The organism is Azospirillum formosense (assembly GCF_040500525.1).
Taxonomy (GTDB): domain Bacteria; phylum Pseudomonadota; class Alphaproteobacteria; order Azospirillales; family Azospirillaceae; genus Azospirillum; species Azospirillum formosense_A.
The window spans coordinates 1,376,937-1,389,354 of the sequence record NZ_CP159403.1 but is presented as its reverse complement, the minus strand read 5'-3'; the positions used below and the strand labels follow the sequence as shown (position 1 = coordinate 1,389,354).

The window sequence follows — 12,418 nt, the reverse complement described above, 5'->3', positions numbered from 1 at the left end:
GCGAAGCGGGGGAGGGCCGGGGTGGGGGCCCGTCGCAACCACTCAGAGACGGAAGCGGCTTACTTCGCCGCCCACTTGTTGAAGCGCTCGGTCAGGCGGTCGATGTTCTCCAGCCAGAAGGGAACGCTGATCTCGACCGCGTTCTTCATGTTCTCCGGAGCGGTCGGCAGGTCCGTCAGAACCGCCGGGGCCAGCTTGGACGGGGCGTCCTTGTTGGAGGTGCCGTAGGCGATGTTCTCGGACAGCTTCGCCTGGTTCTCCGCCTTGCCGACGAAGTCGAGGAACTTGTAGGCGGCCTCCTTGTTCGGGCTGCCCTTCAGGATGACCCAGCTGTCGATGGTGTAGAGCGCGCCGTTCCACACCATGCCGAAGTTCTTCTTCTCGGCCTTGTTGGCGGCGTCGATGCGGCCGTTGTAGACCGAGGTCATCGCCACCTCGCCCGAGGCCAGCAGCTGCGGCGGCTGGGCGCCGGCCTTCCACCACACGATGTCGTTCTTGATGGTGTCCAGCTTCTTGAAGGCGCGCTCCAGGCCCTCTTCGGTGCCCAGGACCTTGTAGACGTCCTTCGGCGCGACGCCGTCGGCCATCAGGGCGATCTCAAGGGTCGTCTTGGCGCCCTGGCGCAGGCCGCGCTTGCCCGGATACTTGGTGGTGTCGAAGAAGTCGGCCCAGCTCTTCGGCGCGTCCTTCAGCTTGTCCTTGTCGTAGCCGAGGACGAAGTCGTACACGATCGCGCCGACGCCGCAGGCATCGACGGTCTGCGGCAGGTAGGCCTGCTCGCCGCCGATCCGGTTGAACTCCATCGTCTCGAACAGGCCCTCTTCGCAGCCGACGGCCAGCTCCTCGCTCTCCACCTGGACGACGTCCCAGGTCGCCGCGCCGCCCTGGACCTTGGCGCGCAGCACGCCGATGCCGCCGTCCCAGGACTCGTCGTTCATCGGGGTGCCGGTCTTCTTGAACGGCTCGAAATAGACCTTCTTCTGGGCTTCCTGGTAGGCGCCGCCCCAGGACACGACCGTCAGGTCGCGGGCCTGCGCGGCAGTGGCCAGCGCCACACCGGCGGTGAACGTCGCAAGGAACCCAACTGCCACCTTAAGCTTCGACATCGTCCCCGTTCCTTCATTATGTGTGGTTGCGTCAGGAGGTGGTGCGCGCCCCCGGTCCCCCCTCCCGGAGAGACCGGACGGACGGGTGCTGCCGATCACACGGGATCGAGCGCCCGGCAGTCCTCGGGGCGGAAGCCGATGGACACGCTCTGGCCGTGGCTGAGGCCCGCATGGGCGCCCGGCGGCAGCTTGACCATGAATTCCCCGTTGCCGGCGACCTTCAGCACGGCCAGCGCGTGGTCGCCGAGGTAGATGGTGTCCTGCACCTGGGCGGGCAGGGCGTTCATGCCGTCCGGCGCCTGCCCGTCGGTCAGGATGCTGATGCGCTCCGGCCGGACCGACAGCGCGGTGGCGGCCCCGGCCCCGGCGACGTTCACCGCCTGGGCCACGACCGAACCGCCCGACGCCAGCGCCACCCGGCAGAAGCCCTGTTCGATATTCTCAACGGTTCCGGCCAGCACGTTGTTCTCGCCGATGAAGTTGGCGACGAAGCTGTTGACCGGGCGCTCGTACAGCGCGTCCGGCTTGTCGATCTGCTGCACGATGCCGTCGTTGAACACAGCGATGCGGTCCGACATGGTCAGCGCCTCGCTCTGGTCGTGGGTGACGTAGACGACGGTGATGCCCATCGTCTCGTGCAACTGCTTGATCTCGAGCTGCATATGCTCGCGCAGCCGCTTGTCCAGGGCCCCCAGCGGCTCGTCCATCAGGACGAGCTGCGGGTTGAAGACCAGCGCGCGGGCCAGGGCCACGCGCTGCTGCTGGCCGCCCGACAGCTGGCCGGGATGGCGGTGCGCCAGATTCTCCAGCTTGATCATGCGCAGCGCCGACCGCACCCGCTCCTTCACCTCGGACCGCGGCATCTTGCGCACGGTCAGCGGGAAGGCGACGTTCTCCTCGATCGTCAGGTGGGGGAACAGCGCGTAGTTCTGGAAGACCATGCCGATGTCGCGCTTGTGCGGCGGCATGTTCTTGATCGGCCGGTCGGCGAGATAGATCTCGCCGTGGGTGGGGACCTCGAAGCCGGCCAGCATCATCAGCGTGGTCGTCTTGCCCGAGCCCGACGGGCCGAGCAGGGTGACGAACTCGCCCTTCTTGATGTCGAGGTCGAGGTTCTTCACCACGAGATGCTCGCCGTCATAGGTCTTCTGGACCCCGACGAAGCGCACCAGTGCCTGTGCGGTCGTGACCATGCCGCCGTCCATCATCCTCCCCCCGTCCGAGGTGTCCCGAGCGCGGTCCGGGGTCAGGGTTGCGTTCCCGACACAGGACCTATGCAATGGGTCAGACGGTATACCCGTTTAATAAATTCGACAAGCCCGATGCTTGCATTGTGATCAATTCAACGGTTCGGCACGGGTCTGGCGAAATTTTGTGCATCTGCGAAGGCCGTGCACGCGGTTTGAACGGGAGTTTGCTCCTTCCTTGACCGCTTGAAAACCCAGACTTTGGGAGGCTTGGGGTCCGGACGGGCGATTTTTCCCGAGTCGCCGCTCACGCGCCGGGGATGGGCGGAACAAACGGAACAATCCGCTCCACCAGACCGGTGAATTTTTTCACCAGGGGTGAGCTTTCGTTGCTCCGTTGCGCCAGTTGCAGGGTGGTGACGGCGTCCGGCGTGTCGAGCGGCCGGTACACCACCCCCTCCAGCGCCACCTGCCGAAGCTGGCCGGGCAATATCGACACGCCCAGCCCGGCGGCGATCAGCCCGATGATGGTGAAGGCCTCGCGCGCGTCCTGGGTCACGTTGGGGCGGAATCCGGCGGCGGCGCACAGCGCGAAGACCTGCTCGTGCGTGCTGGTTCCGAAATCGGCGGGGTAGAAGACGAAGGGCTCGTCGCGCAGGGCGGCCAGCGGCACGACCTCCCGCCCGGCCAGCGGGTGGTCGGCGCGCATCACCGCCAGCAGCGGCTCGCGCACCACGTCGTGGAAGCGGAAGGACTCGGGCTCGGGGACGAAGCGCGGCTCGCGGATGAAGCCGACATCGAGCCGACGCTCGGCCAGCGCCGTCAACTGCTGCTTGGACGGCAGCTCGACCAGGGTCAGATGCACGTCGGGGTGGGCGCGGCGGTAGGCGTCGATGATCCGCGGCACCATGGGCAGGAAGGGAGCCGCCGCGGTGAAGCCGACGCGCAGTTCGCCGACCTCCCCCTTGGCGGCGCGGCGGGTCAGCACGGCGGCGCGCTCCGCCCGCGCCAGAATCTCCCGCGCCTCGCCGAGCAGCAGCTGCCCCGGTTCGGTCAGCTCGACCCGGCGCTTGGTGCGCTCGAACAGGCGGGCGCCCAGCTCGGCCTCCAGCGCCTGGATCGACTGGCTGAGCGGCGGCTGCCCGATGCCCAGCCGGGCGGCGGCGCGGCTGAAATGCAGCTCTTCGGCGACGGCGACGAAATGGCGGAGATGGCGCAGATCCATGCCAGTGTCTTATATCAGGATCATATTAAAGTCCCCTGATAAATGTATTTGAACCATGAAAGCGACCGCGCCATGTTGGGGCGCATCGGACCCATGCAGGTTTCGCCCAATCGGGCGAAACCTGCAGCTCAATAATTCGGCAGGATGTCCAAGGCCGCCCGCAGACGGGCGGCCTTGGACATCCTGCCAGGGGAGATTTCAGACATGGCCGCCAAGACCGGAGCCGCCTCCGCCAAGCTCGCTTCCTTCGCCTGGGAGGACCCGCTGCTCCTCGACGAGCAGCTGACCGAGGACGAGCGGATGATCCGCGACGCCGCGCGCAGCTATTGCCAGGACAAGCTGCTGCCGCGCGTGACCGAGGCCAACCGGCACGAGATCTTCCACCGCGAGATCATGAACGAGATGGGCGAGCTGGGCTTCCTCGGCTCCACCATCGACGGCTACGGCTGCGCCGGGGTCAACTACGTCTCCTACGGTCTGGTGGCCCGCGAGGTCGAGCGGGTGGACAGCGGCTACCGCTCCGCCATGTCGGTGCAGTCCTCGCTGGTCATGCACCCGATCTACGCCTACGGCAGCGAGGCCCAGCGCGAGAAGTACCTGCCCAAGCTTGCCACCGGCGAATGGATCGGCTGCTTCGGCCTGACCGAGCCGGACGCCGGCTCCGACCCCGCCGGCATGAAGACCCGCGCGAAGAAGGTCGCGGACGGCTACATCCTCAGCGGCGCAAAGATGTGGATCACCAACTCGCCGGTCGCCGACGTCTTCGTCGTCTGGGCGAAGACCGACGAGGGCAAGATGAACGGCTTCGTGCTCGAAAAGGGCATGAAGGGCCTGTCGGCGCCGAAGATCGAGGGCAAGTTCTCGCTGCGCGCCTCGGCCACCGGCGAGATCGTCATGGACGAGGTGTTCGTGCCGGAGGAGAACCGCCTGCCGAACATCGAGGGCATCGTCGGCCCGTTCGGGTGCCTGAACCGCGCCCGCTACGGCATCGCCTGGGGCGCCATGGGTGCCGCGGAGTTCTGCTTCCACGCCGCCCGCCAGTACCAGATCGACCGCAAGCAGTTCGGCCGCCCGCTGGCCGCGAACCAGATCCCGCAGCTCAAGCTCGCCAACATGCAGACGGAGATCGCGCTCGGCCTGCAGGCCGCGCTGCAGGTCGGCCGTCTGCTCGACGAGGGCAAGGCGGCGCCGGAGATGATCTCGCTCATCAAGCGCAACAACTGCGGCAAGGCCCTGGAGATCGCCCGCGTCGCCCGTGACATGCACGGCGGCAACGGCATCGCCGACGAGTTCCACGTCATCCGCCACGTGATGAACCTGGAGGCGGTCAACACCTACGAGGGCACGCACGACATCCACGCCCTGATCCTGGGCCGCGCCATCACCGGCATCCAGGCCTTCGCGTGAGGTTGAGGTTGTCCCTCTCCCGCCTCGGGAGGGGGAAGGGGCCCACGCCGCTGGCGTGGGAAGGGTGAGGGTGCCGCCGAGGATCAGCGCTTTGATCCTCGTACGACCCTCACCCGCCCGCTGACGCGGGCACCCTCTCCCGGGGCGGGAGAGGGAACGAGGCGCTATTCCATAAGGACCCCACCATGCCCGGCCCGCTTTCCCATGTCCGTGTCCTGGAACTTTCCCGCGTGCTCGCCGGGCCGTGGGCGGCGCAGACGCTGGCCGATCTCGGCGCCGACGTCATCAAGGTCGAACGGCCCGGCGCCGGGGACGACACGCGCGCCTGGGGTCCCCCCTGGGCCGGCGAGGAGTCGGCCTATTTCCTCTCCACCAACCGCGGCAAGCGGTCGATCACCATCGACTTCGAACGCCCGGAAGGCCAGGAGCTGGTGCGCAAGCTGGCCGCCCAGGCCGACGTCGTCATCGAGAATTTCAAGGTCGGCGGGCTAGTCAAGTACGGGCTGGACTATGACAGCCTGAAGGCGATCAACCCGGGCCTCGTCTACTGCTCGATCACCGGATTCGGGCAGGACGGCCCCTACGCCAAGCGCGCCGGCTACGACTTCATGATCCAGGGCATGGGCGGGCTGATGAGCATCACCGGCCAGCCGGATGCCGAGGCGGGCGGCGGGCCGGTCAAGGTCGGCGTCGCGGTGACCGACGTCTTCACCGGCCTCTACGCCACCATCGGCGTGCTCGGCGCGCTGGCCCACCGCGACCGGACGGGGGAGGGGCAGTGGGTGAACCTCGCCCTGCTCGACGTGCAGGTGGCGGTGCTGGCGAACCAGGCCATGAACTATCTGGTCGGCGGCAAGGCGCCGCAGCGGCTGGGCAACGCGCACCCGAACATCGTGCCCTATCAGGCCTTCGCCACGCTGGACGGCCACATCATCCTGGCGGTCGGCAACGACGGGCAGTTCGCCAAGTTCTGTCAGGTCGCCGGGCGACCGGAGCTGGCGCAGGACCCGCGCTACGCCACCAACCCGGCCCGCGTCGCCAACCGCAAGGAGCTGGTGCCGATCCTGGAGCTGCTGCTGGAGCAGCGCACCAGCCGCGACTGGCTGTCGGCGCTGGAGGCGGTGGGCGTGCCCTGCGGGCCGATCAACGACGTGTCGCAGGTCTTCGCCGACCCCCACGTCCAGGCCCGCCACATCCACCAGGACCTGCCGCACCCGACCGCCGGGACGGTGCCGACGGTGGCGAGCCCGATCCGCTATTCCGCGACCCCCATCGAGCACGCGGTCGCCCCGCCGACGCTCGGCCAGCACACCGACGCCGTGCTGGAAGAGGCGCTGGGCCTATGCGCGGCGGACATCGCCGCCCTGCGGGAGAAGGGCGTGGTCTGAACCGCGCGCACCCGTCATCTTGCCGCCCCGATCCCGTCCCTTCCCCCGCCGCGCGCGGGGGGAGGGATTTTTTGCGTGAACCGAGATGATCGCCTCCAGCACCCCGTCCTCCGCCGCCACCGACACCCGCCTGGGCATCCTGCTGATGCTGCTGGGCATGTCGCTGTTCACCCTCAACGACGCGCTCGGCAAATGGCTGGTCGCCGACTATCCGGTGGCGATGCTGCTGGCCATCCGCAGCCTGTTCGGCGCGATGCTGCTGGCCCCGCTGATCCTGCGCGAGGGGGTGCGGTCGGTCTTCGCGGTGAAGCGGCTGCCGTTGCATCTTCTGCGCGTCGGCTGCGTGGCGGGGGAGGTCGCCTGCTTCTACTGGGCGGTGCGCTCGCTGCCGCTCGCCAACGTCATGACCATCTACATGGCCGCCCCGCTGATCGTCACCGCCCTGTCGGTGCCGCTGCTCGGCGAGAAGGTGGGCTGGCGCCGCTGGGCCGCGGTGGTGGTCGGCTTCGCCGGGGTGGTGATCGTGCTGAACCCGACGGGCCAGTTCGACGCGGTGCCGTCGCTGGTCGCCCTGTTCGGCACGCTGGTCTTCTCCACCGGCCTGATCTCCACCCGGCTGCTGCGCGATTCGAGCAATCTGTCGCTGGTCAGCTTCCAGACCTTCGGCACCGGCCTGCTCGGCGGCGCGGCGCTGCCGCTGGTCTGGGTGCCGCCGCCGGGGCTGGACTTCGTGCTGCTGGGGGCGCTGGGCGTCACGGCGCTGGCCGGGCACGCGGCGATGAACCGCTCGCTCCAGCTCAGCCCGGCGGCGGTCGTCGTGCCGTTCCAGTATGTCTCGATCATCTGGGCGGTGCTGCTGGACCTGCTGGTCTGGGGCACGGCGCCGACTCTGCGCATCATCGTGGGCGCGCTGCTCATCATCGGCAGCGGCCTGTTCGTCTTCCACCGCGAGCAGGCGCTGAACCGCGGCGCGGCGGCGGAGGCCAACGCCAGCGGCGGGCCCGGAGCGTAGAAAGGGAAGCCTAGGAAGGGAAGAAGCGCGGTTCCAGCCGGACGGCAACCGGCTCCACCGCAGTCCAGCCGAGGCGCGTGATCACCGCGTTCGATTCCACCGCCCGGCGTCCCGGCCCCAGCGACCATGTGACGTGGTAGGTGCCGCCGCCGGGCCGATGGGGCGTCCCGGCGATGGCGACGACCAAAGCCTGCACGCCCTCGCCATCGTCGGCCAGCCCCAGGACCGCTCCCTCACGCTCCGCGGGCAACGGATGCGATGCCGGGACTCCGTGGGCCAGCGTGACGTGATGGGCGACGGTGCGGGCGTAGCGCGCCGGGAACCGCGTCAGGAGGCGGGCGCGCTCCGCCTCCGGCAGCGCCCAGCCGACATAGCCTCCGCGATGCGTCATGCGATCTCCCCAACTTCACTCAGCGGCACCGCTCCCCAGCACCACTCAGCGGCGGTCGCCCCTCAGGATGTCGTCCATGATCTGGTTGGCCTCCGCCGGTCCGGCAATCAGCTCGATCATGCGGATGGCGGTGTAGCCGGTCCGCGCGTCGCCGACGCCGTCGGCCAGCGATTGCCGCGCCGTGCCGGTCAGCGAGGCGGTGGCCTGCTGGGTCACGCTCTTTAACTCGCCGCGCAGGCCCAGCGTGTCGGCGATGGTCGAGCATTTGCGCAGGGCGCGGGCCTGGTTCTCCGCCTGTGCCATCCGCGCCGTGTCGGTGCCGGGAACCAGCGTTTCCACCGCGGTGAGGATTTCCGACTCCGCGCCGTCGAGCACCTGGCTGCGCACCAGGTCGTGCACGGAGTTCCGGATGGTCTTCAGCCGCTGGTCGAAGTCCTTGTTGCGGCTGTGCTCCATGGCGTTGCGCGTGGCCTCCAGGCTGGCCACCAGATCGACCGCGAGGGTGGCGGCGGCCATGCGGTCCACCGTGCCGCCGGAGGCCGAGGCGGCGCCGCGCGACCGCTCCTCGATCTGCGCCACCACCGTGCCGCTGAGGTCCAGGAACAGGGCGGCGCGGTCGCTGGACTTCTGGCCCAGATCCATGTCCCACAGGCTGCCCAGCAGAATCGACGGGTCGGACAGGCGGGCCGCGGCCAGAAGGATGAACAGCTTCAGCGCCTCCGGCCGGGAGCGCGCGACCTGCCGCCCGATGGCCTGGATGCCGTCCAGATGGTCCTTGTGCAGCTTCTGGATCGGCTTGGGCGACAGGACGGCCTTCAACTCGGCCACCGGCTGGGCGATGGTCAGAATGCGGGCGATGTCCTCGATGGTGCGGGCGCGGTCGGGGTTCAGCCGCAGCCCGAGATCGTCGGCGAAGCGCCCCGTTTCCGTCTGCTCCCGGATGTCGGCCACGGCGGCGGCGGCCATCGACCAGAAGGCGCGGGCCTTCTCCGCCTGCTGGGCGCCGCCCGGCGCCCCTCCCAGAGCGGCATCGACGCCGCGCAGCCGCTCCTTGCCGATCTGGTTCTCCACCAGCGGCCACAGGGCGTTGACCACGCTGCGGTCGAGCTTGTTCATGGGGGCGGGCCGGTCGCCGCCGGGCAGCTGGAACAGATCCTCGAACGGCTCGCAGAACAGCCGCTTGAAGGTCGGGCGCCGCTTGGGCCGCACCTCCGCCAGACGGGGACGGATCAGCGAGAAGGTGTGCTGGACCTCGGGATGGTCGCCGATCTGCTGCAGCAGGTCGACCACCTGCCGGAAGCGGGCCTCGTCGATGTCGAGAAGCTTGCTGCCGAGGCTGAGGAGGGCTTTGGGATCGGTCGTCATGGTCAGGCCGCCTTCCCCTTGATCGCCTCGATCCGCATCACGAGGTCCATGTCGAGCTGGCCGCTGCGCCAGTCCACATAGGCGCGCACCGTGCGGCGGTTCGAGGCCAGAAGCCGGTCGGCCAGCAGCGCGTGGTCGGACTTCTCCTCGTCCTTGGGCAGCAGGGGCAGCACGCGGAACAGCTCGTGCACGGTCATGTCCTGCTCGTGCTTGCTGCGCGTCTGGGCCTCCGCCCAGCTCGTGATTATGAAATCCCAGCCGTCGAGCAGCCAGGACAGGCGGGTGGTCGACTTGCGCACCAGCGTGCGCTTGGTGTCCCACTGGCGCAGCAGCAGTTCGAAGGCCGCCACCGACTGGTCGAGCTGGTTCACCACGTTGCGGACCTGGTTGAGCGTGTGCTCCGCCACCTCCGCGCAGAAGGTGCCGATGGGGGCGGCCTCCGACACGCTGCCGTTCGCCCAGTCGGTCATGCTGTCGCGGAACTGCAGCAGGTCGCGCGCCAGACGGCGCAGCCGCGCCGGCTTGGGCGAGGTGACGATGCCCACCGGCTCCATGAAGGTCGCAAGCTCCGCCACCCGCGCGTACAGCTCGGTCGGCTCCAGGGCGAGGCTCTGCGCCGCCTTGGTCATGTAGCTTCGGGTCAACTGCTCGCCCTTCTCGGAGCCGAGGCCGGCGCGCAGGATGTCCGAGGATTCCAGCCCGACCGCCTTCAGCACCTCGACGATGAGCTGGTAGTTGATGAGCAGCCGCTGCTCGTCCTCGTCGCGCAGCGCGGCCTCCGCCGCCTCGACGGCCAGCGGCCCGGCGAGGCCGCAGCGCGCCGCCTGGAGCACCGCCTTGCGGATGTCGTCCGGCGAGCAGCCGTCCGCCTTGCGGATCAGGTCCTGCAGCATGCGGTCGTGGACCGTCATCGGGAAGGCGACCGGCAGGCCCTTCCACGGCACCACATAGACCCCGTGCCCGTCCGACAGGTTGGGGATCAGGACCTCCAGCTTGTCCCGGTCGTCCTTGCGCACCCGCGTCTGCGCCAGCACCGGCGTGGTGAAGGCCACGGAGGCGCCGCGCTCCTCGAAGGTGGAGGGAGCAAAATTCGTAAGTGAACGCATGGTTCTCGGGTCGGGAGGGAAGTGGAAAGCCGCGCGGTACCACCCCTAGCATGATTCGCTCAATTTTTCGTTAAATCCGCACAAGATCGTCCTTTCCCAAGCCCTTTGGAGGTACGGCGCCACACCGCCGGTCTTTTGCCCGTTATTCAGCCAGAGGGTGCGGTGCAGGCAGGGGGGCGCGTCGGATGGCCGTGGTGAAATGGATCGGCTACGGCCTGTTGGGGCTGGTGGTGACGGCGGCGGCGGGGGTCGGCATCGCCCTGGCTGTCTTCGACTGGAACGACGCCCGCGGCTTCATCGCCCGGCAGGCGTCCAAGGCGCTGAACCGCGAGGTCGCCATTGACGGCGATCTCGATGTGCGGTTGGGGGACCCGCTGCGCATCCGCGTCGAAGGTCTGCGCGTCGCCAACGCGGAGTGGAGCGACGACAGGACGATGGCGGAGTTGCGGGTGCTCGACCTTCAGCTCCGCCCCTGGCCGCTGCTGCGCGGCGATTTCGAGTTTCCGGAGATCCGCCTCACCGGTCCCAAGCTGATTCTGGAGAAGAACCGGGAGGGTGCCGCCAACTGGGACTTCGGCGGGCCGGACCCGCGCAAGGAGGCGGCGAAGGAAACGGTGAAGCCGGAGGACCGCACCGACCTGCCGATCATCGAGACGCTTGTGGTCGAGGAGGGGCGCCTGCGCTTCCGCGACCCGATCCGCAAGATCGACATCGACAGCGGCATCAACACCGCGGTCGGCGGCAACGGCGACCAGGAGGTCCGGCTGGACGGCAAGGGCGACTTCGCCGGAAAGCCCTTCACCCTGACGGCCGCCGGCGGCTCGCTGGAGTATCTGCGCGACGATCCCAAGCCCTATCCCCTGCGGGTGGAAACCGCCATCGGCAAGACCCGCGGCAAGATCGAGGGGTCCATCGCCGAGCCGGTGCTGCTCCAGGGCGTCGACCTCTCGGTCGAGCTGCGCGGCGACGATCTGGCCGACGTCTTCCCGATCCTGGGCATTCCCGTGCCGACGACGCGGCCCTACGCCATCTCCGGCCATCTCGGGCGCGAGGGCGACGTCTGGCGGTTCGAGGGGATGAACGGCAAGGTCGGCGAAAGCGACCTGTCAGGGCAGGTCGCGGTGGATCTCGGCGGCCCGCGCCCGCGCATCACCGGCGACCTGACCTCGCGCAAGCTGGCGGCGGTCGATCTAGCGGGCTTCATCGGCGCCTCGCCGGAAGGCCGCGGCGACTACCCGACCAAGGGGCGCGAGCGGATCATCCCGGCCACCGAGGTTCCGCTGGAGAAGCTGCGCACCGCCGACATGGACGTGAAGTTCCGCGGCGAGCATGTGGAGGCGCCCTTCTCCACGCTGGACGCGCTCGACGCGCGGGCCAGGCTGGAGAACGGCCGGCTGGTGCTGGACCCGCTCTCGCTCGGCGTCGGCGGCGGCCGGGTGGCCGGGACGGCGGTTCTGGACGGCGGGCGCAAGACCCCGGCGCTGGACGTGAACCTGGACGTCCGGCAGATCAAGCTGGCCCGGCTGTTCCGCGAGACGGCCTTCGCGCAGGAGATGGGCGGCACGGCCAGCGGGCGCATCCAGCTGAAGGGGCAGGGGAGCACGGTCGCCAACATCCTGGGCGCGTCGGACGGGAAGCTGGGCGTCGCGGTGGACGGCGGGCGGATCACCAGCTACGCGGTGAAGGGGCTGAAGACCAACATCCTGGAAACGCTGGGCGTCGTGCTGTCCGGCGACAAGCCCTTGCCCTTCAACTGCCTGGTCGCCGACGTGACGGTGAAGGACGGGCTGGTGGAAAGCCGCGCGCTGGTGCTCGACACGCCGGAAACGCTGGTGACGGCGGACGGCACGATCAACCTGCGCAGCGAGGCGATGGACCTGACCGTGCTGGGCCGCGCCAAGAGCCCCCAGATCTTCGCCACCCACGTCCCGGTCCATGTCCGCGGCACCCTGGGGTCGCCGGACATCGGGGTGAACGCGGCGGAATCGGCCGCCCGCGGCGCCGCGGCGGTGGCGTTGGGCGTCCTGCTGACTCCGCTGGCCAGCGTCCTGCCTTTTCTTGACCCAGGCAGCGACGAGCAGCCACACTGCGGCGAACTCGTCCGGAACGCCCGGTCGCCGTCGAACGCCAACACCGGCTCCAGCGGGACCGGCAAGGGGCGCGAGGCGGCTCCCTCGGGCTCCTCCTCCGGCAAATCCCAATAACGACGCACCAACAATTCCCCAAAAAAG

General features: G+C 68.9%; 10 protein-coding genes. 4 read left to right on the top strand and 6 right to left on the bottom strand.

Going from position 1 to position 12,418, the window contains the following annotated elements; translation table 11 throughout:
• Window positions 1-59: 59 nt before the first annotated feature.
• The 3 genes from ABVN73_RS19470 to ABVN73_RS19460 form a co-directional block, all read right to left on the bottom strand.
• A complete protein-coding gene (locus ABVN73_RS19470; protein ID WP_353859899.1) occupies window positions 60-1,106 on the bottom strand; it encodes an ABC transporter substrate-binding protein in 1,047 nt (348 codons plus the stop codon).
• Window positions 1,107-1,201: 95 nt separating this feature from the next.
• Window positions 1,202-2,311, bottom strand: a complete 1,110-nt coding sequence (locus tag ABVN73_RS19465; RefSeq protein WP_094306940.1) for an ABC transporter ATP-binding protein — start codon at window positions 2,309-2,311, stop codon at window positions 1,202-1,204.
• 289 nt (window positions 2,312-2,600) lie between these two features.
• Complete coding sequence (locus tag ABVN73_RS19460; protein WP_353859898.1) at window positions 2,601-3,518, bottom strand: LysR substrate-binding domain-containing protein; 918 nt, start codon at window positions 3,516-3,518, stop codon at window positions 2,601-2,603.
• Window positions 3,519-3,722: 204 nt separating this feature from the next.
• Between ABVN73_RS19460 and ABVN73_RS19455 the strand changes: the two genes are divergently transcribed.
• From ABVN73_RS19455 to ABVN73_RS19445, 3 genes are all read left to right on the top strand, one after another.
• A complete protein-coding gene (locus tag ABVN73_RS19455) occupies window positions 3,723-4,925 on the top strand; it encodes an acyl-CoA dehydrogenase (RefSeq protein ID WP_353859897.1) in 1,203 nt (400 codons plus the stop codon).
• A gap of 185 nt (window positions 4,926-5,110) precedes the next feature.
• Complete coding sequence (locus tag ABVN73_RS19450) at window positions 5,111-6,313, top strand: CaiB/BaiF CoA-transferase family protein (protein WP_353859896.1); 1,203 nt, start codon at window positions 5,111-5,113, stop codon at window positions 6,311-6,313.
• Window positions 6,314-6,398: 85 nt separating this feature from the next.
• Window positions 6,399-7,325: a DMT family transporter gene (locus tag ABVN73_RS19445; protein WP_353859895.1), complete on the top strand. Its 927-nt coding sequence runs from the start codon at window positions 6,399-6,401 to the stop codon at window positions 7,323-7,325.
• 10 nt (window positions 7,326-7,335) lie between these two features.
• On the opposite strand, the gene ABVN73_RS19440 is transcribed toward ABVN73_RS19445, so the two are convergent.
• Genes ABVN73_RS19440 through ABVN73_RS19430 form a run of 3 tightly spaced genes read right to left on the bottom strand, consistent with a single transcriptional unit; the run spans window position 7,336 to window position 10,187 of the window.
• Window positions 7,336-7,716 (bottom strand): hypothetical protein, encoded by a 381-nt coding sequence (locus tag ABVN73_RS19440; RefSeq protein WP_353859894.1) that lies wholly within the window; start codon window positions 7,714-7,716, stop codon window positions 7,336-7,338.
• Window positions 7,717-7,761: 45 nt separating this feature from the next.
• Window positions 7,762-9,081 (bottom strand): hypothetical protein, encoded by a 1,320-nt coding sequence (locus tag ABVN73_RS19435; protein WP_353859893.1) that lies wholly within the window; start codon window positions 9,079-9,081, stop codon window positions 7,762-7,764.
• Window positions 9,082-9,083: 2 nt separating this feature from the next.
• A complete protein-coding gene (locus ABVN73_RS19430; protein WP_353859892.1) occupies window positions 9,084-10,187 on the bottom strand; it encodes a hypothetical protein in 1,104 nt (367 codons plus the stop codon).
• Window positions 10,188-10,372: 185 nt separating this feature from the next.
• Between ABVN73_RS19430 and ABVN73_RS19425 the strand changes: the two genes are divergently transcribed.
• Window positions 10,373-12,391, top strand: a complete 2,019-nt coding sequence (locus tag ABVN73_RS19425) for an AsmA family protein (protein WP_353859891.1) — start codon at window positions 10,373-10,375, stop codon at window positions 12,389-12,391.
• The last annotated feature ends 27 nt before the right edge of the window (window positions 12,392-12,418 follow it).

Excerpts from the sequence above, each read along its gene's own strand:
- ABVN73_RS19440 (WP_353859894.1), bottom strand. The coding sequence starts at position 7,716 with ATGACGCATCGCGGAGGCTATGTCGGCTGGGCGCTGCCGGAGGCGGAG.
- ABVN73_RS19465 (WP_094306940.1), bottom strand. The coding sequence starts at position 2,311 with ATGGACGGCGGCATGGTCACGACCGCACAGGCACTGGTGCGCTTCGTC.
- ABVN73_RS19445 (WP_353859895.1), top strand. The coding sequence starts at position 6,399 with ATGATCGCCTCCAGCACCCCGTCCTCCGCCGCCACCGACACCCGCCTG.
- ABVN73_RS19435 (WP_353859893.1), bottom strand. The coding sequence starts at position 9,081 with ATGACGACCGATCCCAAAGCCCTCCTCAGCCTCGGCAGCAAGCTTCTC.
- ABVN73_RS19470 (WP_353859899.1), bottom strand. The coding sequence starts at position 1,106 with ATGTCGAAGCTTAAGGTGGCAGTTGGGTTCCTTGCGACGTTCACCGCC.
- ABVN73_RS19455 (WP_353859897.1), top strand. The coding sequence starts at position 3,723 with ATGGCCGCCAAGACCGGAGCCGCCTCCGCCAAGCTCGCTTCCTTCGCC.
- ABVN73_RS19425 (WP_353859891.1), top strand. The coding sequence starts at position 10,373 with ATGGCCGTGGTGAAATGGATCGGCTACGGCCTGTTGGGGCTGGTGGTG.
- ABVN73_RS19430 (WP_353859892.1), bottom strand. The coding sequence starts at position 10,187 with ATGCGTTCACTTACGAATTTTGCTCCCTCCACCTTCGAGGAGCGCGGC.
- ABVN73_RS19450 (WP_353859896.1), top strand. The coding sequence starts at position 5,111 with ATGCCCGGCCCGCTTTCCCATGTCCGTGTCCTGGAACTTTCCCGCGTG.
- ABVN73_RS19460 (WP_353859898.1), bottom strand. The coding sequence starts at position 3,518 with ATGGATCTGCGCCATCTCCGCCATTTCGTCGCCGTCGCCGAAGAGCTG.